The following is an 18,089-nucleotide window of genomic DNA, read 5'->3' as shown; positions in this document are numbered from 1 at the left end:
CAGACTATTTTATAAGGTTCTTTCCGCTCATTTCGGCTGGTTGCTCTAATCCCATTATGTTTAAGATAGTGGGGGCAACATCTGCCAATATTCCGTTTTCAATTTGTGCTGATTTGTTCTCTGTTACATACACACATGGTACCGGATTCAATGAGTGTGCTGTGTTTGGTGTATTATCGCTATTTACTGCGTTGTCGGCATTTCCATGGTCGGCAATGATTATTGCCTCATATCCTGTTGCCTTTGCTGCCTCAATTACATCTTTTACACAAGCATCTACCGCAACTACTGCTTTCTCTATTGCTTCGTATATTCCTGTGTGACCTACCATATCGCCATTAGCAAAGTTTACTACTATGAAATCAAATTTGTCTGATTTTATAGCCTCTACCAATTTATCTTTTACCTCGTATGCACTCATTTCGGGTTTAAGGTCGTATGTTGCTACTTTTGGTGATGGTACAAGAATACGCTCCTCATTGTCGTATGGTGTTTCACGTCCTCCGTTAAAGAAGAATGTTACGTGTGCATACTTTTCTGTTTCTGCAATATGAAGTTGTGTTTTGCCTTTACTTGCAAGATACTCTCCTAATGTGTTTACTACATTCTCTTTGTCAAATAGAATGTGTACTCCCTTGAATGATGCATCGTAGGGTGTCATACAGTAGTATTGTAATCCCGGGATTGTCATCATTCCCTCCTCAGGCATATCTTGTTGTGTAAGAACTATTGTTAACTCTTTTGCACGGTCGTTACGATAGTTGAAGAATATTACTACATCGCCCTCTTTAATTGTTCCATCAAATCCGCTATTTACAATTGGTTTGATAAACTCATCTGTAACTCCTTCATCATACGACTCTTGCATTGCTACAACCATATCTTCGGCTTTTTTACCTACTCCTTTTACCAATAGGTCGTACGCCTCTTTTACACGCTCCCAACGTTTGTCGCGGTCCATTGCATAGTAGCGTCCTATGATTGATGCTATTCGTCCTGCACTTTTTTGGCAATGGTCTGTTAATGCCTCAATAAATCCTTTTCCGCTTTTGGGATCGGTATCACGACCATCCATAAAACAGTGGATGAAACAGTTGTCAATAGCATACTCTTTTGCTATATCGCAAAGTTTGTAAAGATGCTCTAATGAACTGTGTACTCCTCCGTCAGAGGTTAATCCCATAAAGTGAATGTTTTTGCCATTCTCTTTTGCATATGAGAAAGCCGATACTATTTCGGGGTTTTGAAGAATGGTATTCTCTTTACATGCCTTATTAATTTTTACGAGGTCTTGATATACTACGCGACCTGCTCCAATGTTAAGGTGTCCTACCTCAGAGTTACCCATTTGTCCATCGGGTAAACCTACATTCTCGCCACTTGCTTGAAGTTGTGAGTTTGGATATGTACTTACCAAATAATCCCAATAGGGAGTGGGTGTGTTATAGATAACGTCTGCTTTGTCGTGGTTGCCAATTCCCCAACCATCCAAAATCATTAAAAGGGCTTTTTTACTCATAGCGTTAATTATTTTGTTGTTATTATTACTTTCGTTTTCTGTATGTTCAGATGCCAGTTCTGAAATTTTTTGCGAAGTTACTCTATTTTCTGCTAACTTTGAATAGTTTTGTGCATCAAAAATTCGCTTTTTGGCCTCTTCGTCATTTAAAATCAACTTGTAGGCCTTACGTGCAGCCTCTTGCTGGGCTGCTTTTTTTGAACGTCCTTTACCTCGTCCACAGGCAATGCCCTCAATAAATACTTCAAACTTGAATATTTGACAGTTGCCTTTTTCGGTGTGATTGTCGAGTAGGATATAATCTATATCTACTCTGTTTTTTTGGCACCACTCCATTAATCTTGATTTATAATTCTCTTCGGTTTGTGCCAACATGTCCATATCAATATATGGTGTTACTATTTTATCTTTGACAAATTTACGACATACATCGTATCCTTTGTCTAAATATATTGCTCCTATAAGAGCCTCTAAGGCATTTCCGCCTATATGGTTATTTAATAGGGTGATATCGTATGAAACAGATAAAATATCGCTGATGTTCATCTGTTGTGCTATTCTGTCCAAACTTTTACGTTGTACAATGCTCGACCTCATATTGGTCAAGAACCCCTCTCGCTCGTTTGGGTATTTGTGATACAATATATCACTGACTATAGTGTCTAAAATGGTATCGCCCAAAAACTCTAAGCGTTCATTATTTAGCCTCTCGCCATCTTTACGTGTTGCCTTAATTGAGGCATGCGAAAGGGCTTCTCTATAAATTTCTAAATTATCAGGGATAAATCCCAATAATTTATAGAGTAAAAAATAAGACTTCTTACCCCAAAGAGTAAAAAGTCTTATCTTAAAATATAGTTCGCTTAACACCGTTATTTTACAAATTTTTTAACTATTAAACTTGCATTGTGACCTCCGAAACCGAAGGTGTTTGATAACGCTACATTTACTACCCTCTTTTGGGCTTTGTTAAATGTATAGTTAAGAGAATAGTCTATTTCAGGATCTTCATCACCCTCTTCGTGATTGATTGTTGGAGGAACTATATCTTCTTGCACTGTTTTAACACAAACAAGTGCCTCCATTGCTCCTGCTGCACCTAAAAGGTGTCCAGTCATAGATTTTGTAGAACTGATGTTCAGTTTCTTGGCATGTTCTCCAAAAACCTCTTTTATTGCCTTTACTTCCGATATATCTCCAACAGGTGTTGATGTTCCGTGAATGTTGATATAATCTACATCTTCAGGGTTAATCTCTGCATCGGCAAGAGCATTTTTGATTACTAGTTTTGCTCCTAAACCTTCGGGGTGTGATGCTGTTAAGTGATGTGCATCTGCCGAAAGACCTCCTCCGATAACCTCAGCATATATCTTTGCTCCACGTGCTAACGCATGTTCCATCTCTTCTAAAACTAAACATGCTGCTCCCTCGCCAAGAACAAATCCGTCTCTACTTGCACTCAATGGACGACTTGCTGTTTGAGGAGAATCGTTACGAGTTGATAATGCGTGCATTGCATTAAATCCTCCGATTCCTGTGATGTTAACTCCTGCTTCTGCTCCTCCTGATACAATTATATCTGCTTTCCCTAAACGTATTAGGTTGAATGCGTCAATAAGTGCATTTGTTGATGAAGCACAAGCTGATACTGTTGCGTAGTTAGGACCTCTAAATCCGTATCGCATTGATATATGTCCTGCTGCTATATCAGGAATAATTTTAGGGATAAAGAAAGGACTAAATCTTGGACCTTTTTCAGGGTGAAGGAAATACTCTCCAACTTCATCCTCAAATGATTTCAAACCTCCGATACCTGCTGAATAGACAACACCTACACGATCTTTATTTACCGTCTCCATATCGAGGTTTGCATCCTCTACCGCTTGCACTGCCGAAGCAATTGCTAATTGAGTATAACGGTCAAGTCTTCGAGCATCACGACGCTCGATATATTGTATTGGATCGAAGTTTTTAACTTCGCATGCAAATTGTGTCTTAAATAATGAGGCATCGAAAAGAGTAATAGGTCCGGCACCGCTTACCCCGTTAATAAGAGCATTCCATGTGGTTTCTACATCGTTACCTAACGGAGTAACCGCTCCCAAACCTGTTACTACAATTCTTTTTAATTCCATAAGATTATAAAAGTAATCTGATTACTGTAGTTTAGACTCGATAAATTTGATTGCGTCACCTACAGTTGAGATTGACTCTGATTGATCCTCGGGAATAGTAATATCAAATACTTTCTCGAACTCCATGATCAACTCTACTGTATCAAGAGAATCAGCACCAAGGTCGTTTGTGAAGCTTGCCTCTGGAGTTACCTCTGACTCATCAACACTAAGTTTGTCTACAATAATTGCTTTTACTTTTTCAGAAATCTCAGACATAATTTTAAGATTTAAGTTAATAAAATAAAATATCTAATCGACTGCAAAGATAACTCTTTTTATAGTTCCTAAAAAAATATTTGGGCATTAAAATTAAAGAAATTGCACATCTAAATACCTAATGTGCAATTTATAAAGGGTTTAGTTATCGTGTTAATATATGTTAATTTTATGTATTATTCCTTGAATCCTAAATTTTTAAGTATAGGTAAATAGCGTTCATCTACCCCTGTTACTCTATATGCTCCAAATTCGCGACGGAAGGGATATTCTACTCTCAGTTTCTCAAAATTTGCAGGATTTTGTTTTAAACGTTCAAAATCCTCAAGTGGATTATATGTTGCAAGTACTGCATCGAGTATAATATTTTTTGATTTGCTTAAATCTATTATATCGTTTTTAGGGGTTGCTCTATTGGGTGTAAACTCAATATCAACACCTAAGAACTTTGCTACCTCTTCAACTGAAGTGCGAGAGCCATTAAATTTGCCATCATCGGAATATCCTGCTATGTGCGAAGTGGCAATAAATGCTTCATCTATTAATGGGGTATATATTCCATTGGGTTCATTCTCCCATGTATCAACTACAAAGTCTGAGATTTTACCATCTTGCTTTGCTTTATATAGTGCTTTATCATCTACTACTCCTCCTCTTGCACTATTGATAAAGAATGGTTTTCTGGTTAGTGAGTTAAAGAAGTTGCTGTCTGCTAAATGTTTTGTGGGGTGCTCTCCTGCTTTAATCAGAGGGGTGTGCATTGTTATAACATCGCATTGCTCGGCTATCTCTTTAAGAGTGACAAATCCTTCGTTCCCCTCCCTCTCTGCTCGTGGTGGATCATTTAGCAAGAGTTTGAAGCCAACTTTTGAGAGGTAATCGCATACTGCCTTGCCTACGTTTCCTACTCCTACTACTCCTACTGTTACCTCTGAGGGGGTAAGAGCTTTTTTATCGCAATAGAGAAGTAGCGACGCTAATACGTATTGTGCAACTGAGTAGGCATTACATCCCGGAGAGTTACGCCACATAATGCCATGTTGCTGACAATAATCGGTATCAATGTGGTCAATACCTATGCTTGCTGTCATTATAAATTTACATTTACTACCACTCAGTAAAGCAGGGGTGCATTTTGTCGGGGTGCGGATTATTAAAACATCTGCATCCTTAATTGCACTGTTGTCTATATTCTCGGCTGGTACATACTCTACATTGGCATAGGCATCTAGTACTCCTCGCAAATAGGGGATATGGCCATCAACTACTATTTTCATCTCTTTTTGTGTTATCTATTGCAGAACAAAAGTAATCAATAATTATTTAACACCGGTATAGTTATAAAGATTTATGTCAGATATTGTACGAATAACCTGTTTAAAATTGCAACTTTGTAAAACATTTGTTTACTTTGCAAAATATAATAGATAATTTTACCAATAGTTATGACTTTTACCGAAAAGAGCAACCGAATATTTTGGAATGTTTGTTTAGATTACCACAAACATGATGATGTTGATGCTTGTATGCAAAACCCTTACGAGACTTCAACCATCGAATATTCATTGTATAAAAAGTGTTGGATTGATGCTGTGCAATGGCACTTGGAAGATATTATTCGCAATCCCGAAATAGAACCTATAACAGCTCTATATATTAAAAGAAGAATTGATAAATCAAATCAAGACCGTACCGATTTGGTTGAGATGATTGATAGTTACTTCAGAGATAAGTACAAAGATGTTGAGGTTGCTCAAGATGCTACAATAAACACCGAAAGCCCTGCATGGGCAATTGACCGTTTGTCAATTTTGGCTCTTAAAATATATCATATGCAACAAGAGGTTGAGCGTACCGATGCAACAAAAGAACATATTCAAAAGTGTCAAGCAAAATTGGATATTTTGTTGGAACAACGTATCGACCTATCAACAGCAATAGAGACTCTATTAAACGACATAGAGGCAGGACGCAAATATATGAAAGTATATCGTCAAATGAAGATGTACAACGACCCTGAAACAAACCCAGTCCTCTACGGTAAAAAGTAGAAAGGGATATGAGCAAAACATGCGATAAAATTCTTGTAATACGACTATCGGCATTGGGTGATGTAGCTATGGTTATTCCTGTGCTATATCCTATTTGTCGAGAATATCCACAAAAGGAGTTTACTCTTTTAACCTCGCCTATGGCTGCTCAACTATACGTTGATACGCCCGAAAACCTTATTGTAAAGAGTGTTGATACTAAAAAAGATTATAAGGGCTTAAAGGGTATATTTAAACTATTTGGAGAGTTAAAGAGAGAACGATTTGATGCTGTTGCTGACCTGCATGATGTGCTACGCTCAAAGATTTTATCGTTACTCTTTAAGATAAGCGGTGTAAAGGTTGCAACTATCAACAAAGGGCGTAACGAAAAACGTAATATAACATCACCTGATAAGAGTGGCTCATTGAAGCAACTTAAAACATCGTTTGAACGCTACGCCGATGTTTTTAAAGAGTTAGAACTGGTGGCAAAGCAGGATTTTAAACCGCTCAATGTTTCAACTCCTATACCCGAATGGTTACAACGCAATACTACTGATAAAACAAAATGGATTGGTGTTGCTCCTATCTCTCTTCACAAAGGGAAGAACTACCCTTTGGAGAGAATGAGAGAGGTTGTGGAGAGGCTTGCTCAAACCAAGCAGTATAAGATATTTATTTTTGGCTCTCCATCGGATGGTAAGTTGCTTGACAGTTGGCAAGATAAAGAGGGGTATATAATTTCGTTGTGTAACCATAAATTGGGTTTTAGAAACGAAATGGCTCTTATGAAACAACTTGTAGTTGTTGTTTCGATGGACTCTTCCAATATGCACATTGCCCGTCTTGTGGGAACGCCTGTTATTTCTGTTTGGGGTGCCACTCACCGATATACGGGTTTCTTGGGCTGGGGATTGAACAAAGAGAGTGTTATTGAACGTAACGACCTTGAGTGCCGACCTTGTTCGGTATTTGGAAACAGACCTTGCAAGTATGGCGATTATAGATGTATGGATATAGCCCCTGAAAAGGTTATAGAGAAAATAAAAGAGATTTCAGTGGGGGAATAGAGCAGATGAAAGTTATCATAAACAATCAATATAGCAACATAAAAGAGTGGGTTGAGCAACTCCCTCAGACCTTTGATAATATTGGAGAGATAGTTTATCAGGCACGTAATACTCTAAAAAAGATGCAACTGCCAAATGGTGAAGAGGTGGTGGTAAAGAAATATGCAATTCCCATTTTTATAAACAAAGTTGTATACCAGTTCTTCAGAAAGTGTAAAGCTCGTAGAGCTTACGAGAATGCCGAAAAGTTACTATCGTTGGGGATACCAACTCCAAAGCCTGTGTTTTACATAACTGTTAAAAAAGATGGTCTATTTCATCAAGGCTATTTTGGCTGCATAAATAACCCTACTAAAAATATAATGCGAGAGTTTGTTGATAGTGCAAACGGGGGTGAAGATGTTCTAAAGCAATTTGCAGCCTTTACAAAGATGGTGCATGACAAAAAGATTCTCCATATTGACTACTCTCCCGGGAACATTATATATGAGAAGGGTGAGGATGGAGTGGTAAAGTTTTCACTTCTTGACCTCAACAGAATGAGGTTCGGGAAAGAACTAACTCGCAAAGAACGACTATACAACTTCAGGAGAATGTTCCGTTGCAAAGAGTCTCTTGCTATACTCGTTGGAGAGTACGCTCGCCTTTGTGGCTGGAACGAAGATGAGGCTATTAAAGAAGCAACAGTGTATAGCAACCAATTTTGGGAAAAAACTGATAAGAGAAACGAATATAAACGACGTCGTAATGAAAGACGTAAAAGATAACCATACAACAAAAGATGGAAGATTTTGATATAAGAAACATAAACAGTTACGATGAACGCGATACCGACAAAGTGTTGCGACCTTTGAACTTTGATGATTTTAGCGGACAAGAGAAAATCATTGAGAACTTAAAGGTGTTCGTAGCGGCAGCAAAACTACGTGGTGAGTCGCTTGACCACCTACTTTTGCACGGCCCTCCAGGACTTGGCAAAACAACTCTTGCCAACATTGTAGCTAATGAACTTGGAGTGGGATTTAAGGTAACTTCGGGACCTGTGTTAGATAAACCCGGCGACCTTGCAGGATTACTCACTTCGCTTGAGCCAAACGATGTGTTGTTCATTGATGAGATACATCGCCTAAGCCCAATAGTAGAGGAGTATCTATACTCGGCAATGGAGGATTTCAGGATTGATATAATGATAGATAAAGGGCCAAGTGCACGTTCAATACAACTATCGTTAAACCCCTTTACTCTTGTTGGTGCTACAACCCGAAGCGGACTACTCACAAGCCCCCTAAGAGCCAGATTTGGTATTAACAGCCACTTGGAGTATTACGACCACAAGACTCTTGCCAACATTATTAAACGTTCGGCAACCATACTAAAAGTGCCTTGTACCGAAGAGGCTGCAACTGAGATTTCGTTACGAAGTAGGGGTACTCCACGTATAGCCAACGCTCTGCTTCGCCGAGTCAGAGACTTTGCTCAGATAAAGGGTAGTGGCAAGATTACTCTCGACATTGCACGTTTCTCGTTAGAGGCTCTAAACATTGATAAATTTGGATTGGATGAGATAGACAACAAGATACTATCTATAATTATTGATAAATTTAAAGGTGGCCCTGTGGGTGTAAATACCATAGCAACTGCGTTGGGCGAGGACTCTGGAACTCTTGAGGAGGTATATGAGCCTTTCTTAATAAAAGAGGGTTTTATAAAACGTACTCCTCGCGGAAGAGAGGTAACCGAACTCGCATACAAACATTTGGGACGCACACCAGCAACTCCTCAAGGCACTCTATTTGATTTATAAGATGGCAGGATTAAAATCATTGGCAAAAGATACCGCAATATACGGACTAAGCAGCATATTAGGTAAATTCCTGAATTGGTGCTTTGTGTTTCTGTATATAAACGTATTACGTTCCACTTCGGACTACGGAATAGTAACAAACCTATACGCCTATATGGCTCTGTTACTGATAATACTTACCTACGGAATGGAGACAGGCTTCTTCCGCTTTGCCAATGACAAAGAGAACAACAATCCTATGAGGGTATATAGCACCACGCTTATATCCATAGCCACTACATCGGCTCTGTTTATTGCAATAGTTGCACTCTTCCTTAACCCCATATCAACCATAATGGGCTACCCCAATGGGCAAGAGTGCGTGATGATGTTGGCTATAATAATAGCAATTGATGCCTTTATATCTATACCCTTTGCCTATCTGCGATACCAAAAGAGAGCCATTAGATTTGCTTCGCTAAAACTAATAAACATAGCACTTAACATTGCTCTGAACCTATTCTTCTTTTTGCTATGCCCATACATATATGAGCGTAACCCCGAAGCGGTATCGTGGTTTTTCAGTTACGACAAGTTGGTATATTACATCTTTGTATCTAACCTGATAAGTTCGGTTGCAACACTGCTGATGCTACTGCCTCAACTCAGAGGATTTAAATACACCTTTGACAAGAAACTATGGTGTACTATGCTCCGCTACTCCTTGCCAATACTTGTACTGGGGATAGCAGGGATAATGAATCAGACCTTTGATAAGATGTTCTACCCTATCCTTGCAGCAAATCGCCCCGCATATATGGAGGAGTTAGGAATATACGGAGCAGTATTTAAAATTGCCATAGTAATGGTTATGTTCACACAAGCATTCCGCTTTGCTTACGAGCCATTCATTTTTGCAAAAAACAAGAACGAGCAAGGCGATGCTAAAACTACATACGCCCTAACGATGAAATATTTTATCATAACATCGTTACTCATATTCTTGGGCGTGATGTATTACATTGATATAGTATCGTTTTTAATGCCCCCAGCCTACTTCAAAGGCATACATATTGTGCCTGTGATAATGGCAGCAGAGGTGTTCTTTGGCGTAATCTTTAACCTGTCGTTGTGGTATAAACTGACCGACCGCACTCAATGGGGTGCATACCTGTCAATATTTGGTTTTGTAATACTTGCAACTGTAAACATTCTCTTTGTTCCCCAATATGGATATGTAGCCTGTGCATGGGCATCGTTTGCCTGCTACTTTGCTATGATGGTTGCATCATACATTATTGGGCAACACTACTACCCAATAAAATACCCACTAAAAGAGATAGGTGCATACACTCTCCTTGCTGCCATACTTTATGTGGCGGGAATGTACACCCCTATCGAAAATACAATACTTAAATACACCCTTCGCACCGCCCTGCTTATGATATATTTAGTTGCAGTTGCTATGCCTATGCTTAAAGCGAGGAGGGGGTAAGAGGGATAGATTATATATAAAATACTCTATAATATTTATATTATTCTACCTTATCGTATTTAGCATACAATGGATATTTGCTATTAGTTTTTGTATTAGTATTATTAGAAACTTCTTTTAGCAACATCTTTCCTGAATCCCAATGTGTTATACCTACCACACACTCTTCACAATGCCATACTCCATTTTCATCTTGCTCAGGGATATATATCTTTCCCTCATATTTTGATTTAGCATTCTTAGTTTCATTACTAACTTCTATCTCTGTATTTTTTTCTTTTTCTTGTACTTTGAAAGATATTGTATCTTTAACCTCGGATTTTATCTCCTCCCATTTTGGGAAGAATCCTGGCAATTTAGTTTCCTCTACACAAGACTTAAACCATAGGCATATATCCATAGCAATATACAATATTGCTCGGAATAAATTTATATTCTTTGTTTCTCTAACATATTTCTCAACACCTAATGGAACATCATCTTTTTTATGAGACCCCTCTTGTGTAATATCAAGAAAAAGCCATAAACTACGAGTAAGAGGTTTTGGCATAATTTCCTCGCCATCTAATATTTTGTACTTTTCATGTTGTTTGTTGGATAAGAAGCGACTTATTTCCCCCAAACGTTCAATCCTCGGTATAATTTTAAGTTTCTTGCATTCAGCGAATATTGATTCAACTATCTTTCTCATAGGATTGAAATAGTCTTCTGTACTTTTCCAATCATCGGAATATTCATATAAAAGAGCATTAAAAAGAGACTCTTGATTACCATCAATCAAAGATGCTGCTTCAAGCTCTTTTGCAAACTTTTTTCTAATACGGAATGAAGACGAATTAATATGTTCAACATCCTCTTTTATTTTTTGAAACATCTTCTCAATATCGCAACCTTTCTCAAAGAACCGTCCTGTTTGAATAAAATCGTCAAATTCTCCATTTTGAAAAGTATTAAAATATCTCTTCTTACCAGTGTATAGATAAAATGGGATCACACGTTTTTGATTGTATGAATCCATAATCCTACTTATCTGTATCAAACCAGTAAAGTCATTTTCCTTTGCAGGAGCAAGAGATGTTTTATTAAAATTGGCATCCGTTATAACTGCATCAACTATATCATAAAATTTACGCATTATTTCCTCAAACTCATAGAAAGAACGAGCTTTACCAATTACCTCAATACCTGTTTTCCTAAGCTCACGCTTTAAACCACCCAAACCTATTTCAGGACATATATTGTAAATATCATCATCTACCCATATAATATTACATATATTCTTCTTCATATGTTGAAAATTTTTCTATTTCACTTTCCTCATAATATTCAAGAGGAATCATAATATTTATTTTTACATTCCAAATATCGTCATTACTTAAACTTATATATCCATGATGCCGTTTTGTAATTTGATATATATGAAATCCACCTCTTCCTGTATTTCCGTTTGCTCCTCCAAACTCCCCCTCTCTTATATACTTTTCAATAGTAAAATCTTTAGGGAAAGATGCTCCATTATTAGCAATACTTATTAAGACACATGGAAGATTATTGACTACGGTATATGAGGTTGATATTTGGATTTGTGGATCCTCTATATCAACTCCATCAAATCCATGCCTATTCGCATTTTCAAGAACAGCATCCAACAGAACCTTCATAAATACTTCATCGATTTTGAAAGTAGTATCATCATTAAGTTTAGTATCCAAACTTACAAAAAAATCCTTTTTAGCATAGTTTTCCCATGCCTTACAATATTTCTGCAGAAACTCATTGATAGATTTTTCTTCTAAATTCATATGTTGAGATGAAAAATCATCATCAATGCTATTGATAAGTCTACGCATATATTCAAAATTGTCATACAACATATAATATGTCTCCTCTAACCCTTCAACATACTTCAATTCAGATATAGCATCAAACATCTTATGGTATGTTGTTCCCAACATATGAGAAAGTTGTCCAGATATATTTCTGTGAGCGAGACGTTTTTCGTCAGATATACTACGTGATTTTTCAAATAACAAATATTGAGTCTTGCAATTTAGTATATACTTATTATCAGTATTATTATCTAATGTATCGGTATATACTGATGGAAGAAGACAATAGTCACATTGTGCAAATATATAACCTTCTATTCTTTTGCTATATTCACATGATTCAGCATAAACAATATCATTAAATATTGGCCAAATAAATTTATCTTTTTGCAAACCGCTACTTGCATCAATAACCTTAGCAATTGAATTAGAAGAATACTTATCCAAATAAAGAAGAATATGGTCAGATTCTGTTTTAAATGCCTCTTGAGGTAATTCAACAATAGCTCCAAGAATTCCTGTATTCACTATCCTTTTACGAATACTCTTATATAAACTATCGTAACAGAATATTTTAGGAAGAATAATATATGCACAACTCATACCTTCTGCCAATATAAACTTATTTATTAACTCTGAAACAAGTTTAGCATCTGATTCTTTAGCATCCTTATACGATTCCATAGGTGGTGTACATATCATGCTCCAACCACCAGTATAATCATTGAAATCAGCTGACATAGAATCTTCATGATAAATATTCTTGTTCTTGAAAATGTCTATACTATTATTTAAATTATTAAATAAAAGACGCAATTCTCCTATTAAGTGAAATGTTTCATTAGATTCTAAACCAGAATACCAGCTATTTTCCTGAGCAGCAACCCTTCTTGCTCTTATTTCTTCAAGAGTAGAACACTCTCCTCCTTCAATAGCCTCATCAACCCTATTTTCAAGCATATCAATGTGTTTCTTACAAAAAGAAGAAACCCCTGCAAAAGGATTGAAGATTGCCATTCCTTCAATATCAGCGTCCTCTCCTGCAGCACACCAATATATCAAACTTTCTAGTTCATCAGACAATATAGGGCAAAGATTACTATTTTTTTCTACCAAAACATATTTTTCAACAAAAAACTCCATAATCTCAGCTAGAAGTTTTTGATCTTTTCCTACACCATTTACAAGTTCCTTTGAGAAATTATCAAGTAGTAAAGATATTTCATCTGTCGTATCTTCACATTTTAATCTAGTTTTTTTATGTAGGTCTAAACATTTACTGAAATATTCCTTATTTGTCTGTTCTATCTCGTCAAGACTTTTACCATCTATAATAAAATCAAAAATATAAAAAGATAATATCTCATGAAATATAGGAAAAGGATTCTCTCCGAATGAATAATATTTACTATTTTCAACTATACTCCAAAGATTGTTTTTTATTTGTTCTGACATAGCCTACATAAATTTAGATTAGACATTAATTTTAGGTTTCTGAGTGCAAAACTACTACCATTCTGTGCAGTTTTGCTGCATAGGAAAATATTTATTATAATTTTCTTCTATCTTTTTTGCTATTTGCTCTCTTAGTTCTTGTGGCTCAAGTACTTCTACATCGGCACCAAAGGAGAGGATTAATGATTCTAATTCTCTGTTTGGGATTACATCTATGGCTACTATCCTATTTTCGTTATCCACTTTTCGCATCGATTCGTGCAGTGGCTTGGAGATTATATAGGGGTATCTATTGGGCGAGAATTGTAGTTTTACTCGCACCACCTCTTTGTTGTGCGGGATGGTTACTCCTATTACATCGGAGAAGTATTCGTCTATATCTTCTATAATGTTATCTTCGGTATAGGGTATTGCAGATGCTTCTATTGTTTTTATTCGGTCTAATGCTATATGTGATATTCTCTGTTCCTCATTGTTCAATCCCATCAAAAACCAGCGGTTGTTATATTGTTTTATGTAATAGGGGTGAATATCCCACTCACATTCGGGTTTGTTAAATGGGGTATAGATAATATGTAATACTTGTTTATTGACTATTGCGTTGAATATGGGCGATAGGTATTTCACTCCCTCGATATAGGCGTTTGCCTCCATTGAGATTACGCTCTTGGTTGTGCCTTTTATTCCTAACTTATCTTCGAGGTTAGTGGTTAATTCTTCAATCCATTCGCATTGGGGCAATCCTTTAAAGCGGTTTAACAGGAAGGTCATTTCGCGAATTTGCGATACTTCTTCGCTCGTTACGGGTTGTTTTTTGATTGAATAGTCTTTGTCAGAGTAGCGGTAATATACTCTCTTGCCCTCTTTTATTTTTTTTAAGGGTATCTCCCAACTTGAGGAGCTTTCCATAAATTTTATGTCCTCAAATATCTGCCTGCGGCTTATCCCTGGACTTAGTGGATTGGAATATCTGCTCCCTCCTGTATATTCATATAATGCCTCATTACATGCTTGTATAAGGTCTTCGATATAGTATTTGCGATAGAAATTGCTAAAGCAATTATCAAGTGCAAAGTATCTTACAAGTGGATGTGATGTTATTGGCATATAGTGGGTTTATTATAAGGTAAAATAGGTATTTAATCTAAAAATTGTTCTACTACGTTAGAGTCATTCTGGAAGAACATTATATAATATATGGGTATATATGTTATTCCATTTTCTGTGTAAACTCTTTGTTCGTTAGATAGCACATAGGCTCGTTTGATATTGTATTCTTTATTTGATATGAATTTATCTAATGCGCTATGAATTGTATAATCTTTACCTGACTTTACTTCGATTGGGATGTTTGATAGATTATCTGTATCATCTATTAAATAATCTACTTCGCCATTTTTCTTATTGTCGTAATAATATAGTTCGTATCCATGAGCCTTTAGTTCTTGTGCTACTACTGTTTCATAGATTGAACCTAGGTTTATGCTACGAATATCGGACATTACTGCCTTTATATTGTTACGATAGAATATACCTGAAAGTATTCCTACATCGTTCAAATAAAGTTTTAGTAGATTTTTCCCACTATTCTCGGCTAATGGATATGATGGCTTACTAATTGCTTTTACTTCGAGTGCTATTCCTGCTGATATCAAATACTCAAATTCATCTAAATAATCGCTTGATCGTTTCCAATCTTTATCTTCTATATCCTTAATTATTACTCTTTTTTTCTTGTTCTCAAGATTTGAGGGTATCATATCATAGATACGGCGTATCTTCAATTTTTTGTTGTTCTCTGCTTCGTATTTAGATGCATCTATTCCGTATAAATCGTGAGTTCCTTTTTGTATAGACCTAAATTCTACTACATTACGGCTTTCGATAAATGTTTCAACAGCCTTGGGTAAACCTCCTACTAATAAATATTTTTTGAAGAGGTCTATCATCTTATCATGCATTGTATCTGATAATGGTTGTTGTTTATCGAAACTTTCTCTCATTGCTTCAATGACAACTTCACCAACTCCATTGGCATAAAGGAATTCTTCAAAATCCATCGGATACATGTGTTGTATCTCTAAACTTCCGATAGGTACTGATTGTGTATTTTTTAATGTTACTCCGAGCAAAGAGCCACTGGCTATATATGTGAATTTATTTTCAGTCATTAGGAACTTCACCAGCGTTAGAAGATGATCATACGCTTGTATTTCATCAATAAAGACAAGGGTATTGGACTTATCTCCCATTTTATCTCCAGCAACCATACTCATCGCCATATAAAAGTCTTTGGTGGTTTTGGCATCGGCAAATATTCTATCTCCCAACTTGTCTTCTTCCATATTGATCTCAATATAGTTAGAAAACTTCTTTTGCCCTACCCAACGAATTATATATGATTTACCTATTTGACGTGCTCCATCAATTAATAACATTCTATTGGAATCTGACAATAGATACTCTTCGATCCTTTTTGTTATTTTTCTGTATAGCATATTCTACTTATTTACAGGCACAAATATAGTATATTTTTTTAATTTAGGTGCGTTTTCCTATAAAAAAGCATATCAAAAAGGTGCGTTTTCAGTAAATTTTAGCCCCTAAAAAGGTGCGTTTTCCTACGGAGTATTACTCAAAGATTAGTGAGAGGGCTTTGTTTTCGGCTGCTTCCATTATCTCGCGTTCGCCTTCGCCTTTGTCGTTTATGCCACATAGGTGAAGGATGCCATGTATTATTACTCGGTGTAGTTCTCGCTCATACTCTTCGCCAAATTGTTGGGCATTGGTGCGAACGGTGTCGAGGCTTATGAAGAGGTCGCCCGAGATGGTGGTGGGTGATGAATAGTCAAAGGTGATTATATCGGTATAGTAGTCGTGCTGAAGGTATTGTCTGTTTACTTCAAGTATTTTTTCATCATCGCAAAAGATATATGATATTTCGCCACAGCGTTTTTGGTATGTTGCGGCGACCTCTTTTACCCATTTTGTTATTTGGGTTTTGTTTATTGAGGGCATCTCTATTCCCTCGTTATAGTAGTTTATTGCCATTATTTTGTTCCCTTTTTAAGACTACATAGTGATGGTAGTTCTTCTCCGCAAATATACGATTAAGTGAGCGAAATAATATCAAGTTTACTTGAATATTTCTAAGCGAACGTGAGTATATTCAGAATTTTTATTTTAAATATACGATTAAGTGAGCAAAATATAAAACTTGTTTTAATATTTTACTGCGAACGTGAGTATATTCAAAGATTTATTTAAATATACGATTAAGTGAGCGAAATAATATCAAGTTTACTTGAATATTTCTAAGCGAACGCAAAAATATTGGAGATTTCGTCAATATAACAAAAATAACGGGCTGCTTTTGGCAACCCGTCATCTCTTTTATAATTGTATTTCCGCTATTAGTCTTGTCCGCTTTTATGCTTAAAATTACAGACAAGTAAATAGAGTAATATTAAATATATAAATAAAAAAGGCAAAGGACTGATTAACATAAGCTTTGAGAAAAGAAATGAAAAAACTTAAGCGGAATCTATACCTTTGCCTTATATTACAACCTTATTCTCTCCACACTGCTCGTATGGGTAATCCGTTTTTTCGTGATACAGTCTTTATTTCTATATTATCTTGAGTGAATGTTAAAGCATAGGCATCATTTGGACTTATTTCACTATTTATATTACTCCAATAATATCCAAAGTCTATAAGGTTATGATGTGTACCAACAAAATATCCTGTTAACGGAAGAAATATTGTATTTCCGTTTGGACCTTTTATTTTATAACCATAAGTTCCTTTTTGCTCAGTCCACTCCCATTTGCATTTTTCATATAGTTCTATAAATTCGTTTTTTGAGGGCAAACGCCAATTCTCTCCCATAATAGAATATGCTGCATCATCATATTTGGTTATTATGTTTCTATTGTCAATTCTTCCAAACTCTGCAATTGAATTATATTTAGTCAATGAACTATAAGTTCCTTCACATAAAATATATCTTTCCCAAAAAAAATCTATTGAACTTTTAGGAGAGGTCTCTCCCCATGCAAAAAAATCTCCATACTCATGAGGCAAAGAGGCTCCAATATTACAATCTGCCCATTTTACACTTAGCCCTAAATCTACAGCTTTTATATCTACCTCTTCGTTCTGAAAATATGCTTCAAACTCTGTATCTTTATAAACTTCTGTTTTATAAATATTGTTTATACTGACAATTCTATCACCAGAAGCCCAATATTTAAATATATATCCTCTATTTGCTTGTGCCTTAATAGTAAAAGTCTCTCCCGCAGTAACAATAAATTTATCAGGAGTTACTCTTCCATATCCATTGGTTTTTACCTTAATTTGACATGGAACTACTTCTTTATCTACTCCATTATCATATATATTTCCCTCACACGAAAAGAGAACAATAAGTGTAATAATATATATAATTTGATGTAAATATTTTCTTAGCATTTATATATTTATATTATCGATAATGAGGGAGGGAAT

15 protein-coding genes are annotated in these 18,089 nt (G+C 36.1%); 5 read left to right on the top strand and 10 right to left on the bottom strand.

Annotated elements, in window-relative coordinates; genetic code table 11:
* Positions 1-4 precede the first annotated feature (4 nt).
* The 4 genes from IKK64_02425 to IKK64_02410 all read right to left on the bottom strand — a co-directional run bounded on the left by IKK64_02425 (position 5) and on the right by IKK64_02410 (position 5,189).
* Positions 5-2,389 carry a 2,3-bisphosphoglycerate-independent phosphoglycerate mutase gene (locus IKK64_02425; GenBank protein ID MBR4118918.1) on the bottom strand — a complete coding sequence of 795 codons (2,385 nt, stop codon included), beginning with the start codon at positions 2,387-2,389 and terminating at the stop codon, positions 5-7.
* A gap of 2 nt (positions 2,390-2,391) precedes the next feature.
* The gene (gene fabF, locus IKK64_02420) at positions 2,392-3,654 is read right to left on the bottom strand and encodes a beta-ketoacyl-ACP synthase II (protein ID MBR4118917.1); all 1,263 of its coding nucleotides are present in this window, start codon (positions 3,652-3,654) and stop codon (positions 2,392-2,394) included.
* 21 nt (positions 3,655-3,675) lie between these two features.
* The gene (locus tag IKK64_02415) at positions 3,676-3,912 is read right to left on the bottom strand and encodes an acyl carrier protein (GenBank protein ID MBR4118916.1); all 237 of its coding nucleotides are present in this window, start codon (positions 3,910-3,912) and stop codon (positions 3,676-3,678) included.
* Positions 3,913-4,088: 176 nt separating this feature from the next.
* Complete coding sequence (locus tag IKK64_02410) at positions 4,089-5,189, bottom strand: DUF3410 domain-containing protein (protein ID MBR4118915.1); 1,101 nt, start codon at positions 5,187-5,189, stop codon at positions 4,089-4,091.
* A 168-nt stretch (positions 5,190-5,357) separates the two neighbouring features.
* On the opposite strand from IKK64_02410, the gene IKK64_02405 reads away from it, so the two are divergent.
* Genes IKK64_02405 through IKK64_02385 form a run of 5 tightly spaced genes read left to right on the top strand, consistent with a single transcriptional unit; the run spans position 5,358 to position 10,293 of the window.
* Positions 5,358-5,963 (top strand): DUF4254 domain-containing protein, encoded by a 606-nt coding sequence (locus IKK64_02405; protein ID MBR4118914.1) that lies wholly within the window; start codon positions 5,358-5,360, stop codon positions 5,961-5,963.
* Between the two features lie 8 nt (positions 5,964-5,971).
* Complete coding sequence (locus IKK64_02400) at positions 5,972-7,015, top strand: glycosyltransferase family 9 protein (GenBank protein MBR4118913.1); 1,044 nt, start codon at positions 5,972-5,974, stop codon at positions 7,013-7,015.
* A gap of 5 nt (positions 7,016-7,020) precedes the next feature.
* Positions 7,021-7,782, top strand: a complete 762-nt coding sequence (locus IKK64_02395; GenBank protein ID MBR4118912.1) for a hypothetical protein — start codon at positions 7,021-7,023, stop codon at positions 7,780-7,782.
* A 14-nt stretch (positions 7,783-7,796) separates the two neighbouring features.
* Positions 7,797-8,819, top strand: a complete 1,023-nt coding sequence (gene ruvB, locus IKK64_02390) for a Holliday junction branch migration DNA helicase RuvB (GenBank protein MBR4118911.1) — start codon at positions 7,797-7,799, stop codon at positions 8,817-8,819.
* Between the two features lies 1 nt (position 8,820).
* Complete coding sequence (locus tag IKK64_02385) at positions 8,821-10,293, top strand: oligosaccharide flippase family protein (protein MBR4118910.1); 1,473 nt, start codon at positions 8,821-8,823, stop codon at positions 10,291-10,293.
* Between the two features lie 40 nt (positions 10,294-10,333).
* On the opposite strand, the gene IKK64_02380 is transcribed toward IKK64_02385, so the two are convergent.
* The 6 genes from IKK64_02380 to IKK64_02355 all read right to left on the bottom strand — a co-directional run bounded on the left by IKK64_02380 (position 10,334) and on the right by IKK64_02355 (position 18,053).
* Positions 10,334-11,581, bottom strand: a complete 1,248-nt coding sequence (locus tag IKK64_02380; GenBank protein MBR4118909.1) for a hypothetical protein — start codon at positions 11,579-11,581, stop codon at positions 10,334-10,336.
* Positions 11,562-13,577, bottom strand: a complete 2,016-nt coding sequence (locus tag IKK64_02375; GenBank protein ID MBR4118908.1) for a HAMP domain-containing histidine kinase — start codon at positions 13,575-13,577, stop codon at positions 11,562-11,564. Before IKK64_02375 ends, IKK64_02380 begins: the two co-directional genes overlap by 20 nt.
* A gap of 54 nt (positions 13,578-13,631) precedes the next feature.
* Positions 13,632-14,684: a WYL domain-containing protein gene (locus IKK64_02370; GenBank protein ID MBR4118907.1), complete on the bottom strand. Its 1,053-nt coding sequence runs from the start codon at positions 14,682-14,684 to the stop codon at positions 13,632-13,634.
* A gap of 32 nt (positions 14,685-14,716) precedes the next feature.
* Complete coding sequence (locus tag IKK64_02365) at positions 14,717-16,075, bottom strand: ATP-binding protein (protein MBR4118906.1); 1,359 nt, start codon at positions 16,073-16,075, stop codon at positions 14,717-14,719.
* A 133-nt stretch (positions 16,076-16,208) separates the two neighbouring features.
* Entirely contained in the window at positions 16,209-16,628 is a 420-nt protein-coding gene (gene ybeY, locus IKK64_02360; GenBank protein ID MBR4118905.1) for an rRNA maturation RNase YbeY, read from the bottom strand.
* A gap of 519 nt (positions 16,629-17,147) precedes the next feature.
* Positions 17,148-18,053, bottom strand: a complete 906-nt coding sequence (locus IKK64_02355; GenBank protein ID MBR4118904.1) for a hypothetical protein — start codon at positions 18,051-18,053, stop codon at positions 17,148-17,150.
* Between the last annotated feature and the right edge of the window lie 36 nt (positions 18,054-18,089).

The organism is Bacteroidales bacterium (genome assembly GCA_017521245.1).
Lineage (GTDB): Bacteria > Bacteroidota > Bacteroidia > Bacteroidales > G3-4614 > Caccoplasma_A.
Note: the sequence above shows the minus strand (reverse complement) of the source record. Positions and strands in the feature narration are given on the sequence as shown.

Bases quoted from the DNA above. Each gene is read 5' to 3' on its own strand.
- IKK64_02410 (MBR4118915.1), bottom strand. From the start codon at position 5,189: ATGAAAATAGTAGTTGATGGCCATATCCCCTATTTGCGAGGAGTACTA.
- IKK64_02405 (MBR4118914.1), top strand. From the start codon at position 5,358: ATGACTTTTACCGAAAAGAGCAACCGAATATTTTGGAATGTTTGTTTA.
- ybeY (MBR4118905.1), bottom strand. From the start codon at position 16,628: ATGGCAATAAACTACTATAACGAGGGAATAGAGATGCCCTCAATAAAC.
- IKK64_02365 (MBR4118906.1), bottom strand. From the start codon at position 16,075: ATGCTATACAGAAAAATAACAAAAAGGATCGAAGAGTATCTATTGTCA.
- IKK64_02380 (MBR4118909.1), bottom strand. From the start codon at position 11,581: ATGAAGAAGAATATATGTAATATTATATGGGTAGATGATGATATTTAC.
- ruvB (MBR4118911.1), top strand. From the start codon at position 7,797: ATGGAAGATTTTGATATAAGAAACATAAACAGTTACGATGAACGCGAT.
- IKK64_02395 (MBR4118912.1), top strand. From the start codon at position 7,021: ATGAAAGTTATCATAAACAATCAATATAGCAACATAAAAGAGTGGGTT.
- fabF (MBR4118917.1), bottom strand. From the start codon at position 3,654: ATGGAATTAAAAAGAATTGTAGTAACAGGTTTGGGAGCGGTTACTCCG.
- IKK64_02375 (MBR4118908.1), bottom strand. From the start codon at position 13,577: ATGTCAGAACAAATAAAAAACAATCTTTGGAGTATAGTTGAAAATAGT.
- IKK64_02400 (MBR4118913.1), top strand. From the start codon at position 5,972: ATGAGCAAAACATGCGATAAAATTCTTGTAATACGACTATCGGCATTG.
- IKK64_02355 (MBR4118904.1), bottom strand. From the start codon at position 18,053: ATGCTAAGAAAATATTTACATCAAATTATATATATTATTACACTTATT.
- IKK64_02415 (MBR4118916.1), bottom strand. From the start codon at position 3,912: ATGTCTGAGATTTCTGAAAAAGTAAAAGCAATTATTGTAGACAAACTT.
- IKK64_02370 (MBR4118907.1), bottom strand. From the start codon at position 14,684: ATGCCAATAACATCACATCCACTTGTAAGATACTTTGCACTTGATAAT.
- IKK64_02385 (MBR4118910.1), top strand. From the start codon at position 8,821: ATGGCAGGATTAAAATCATTGGCAAAAGATACCGCAATATACGGACTA.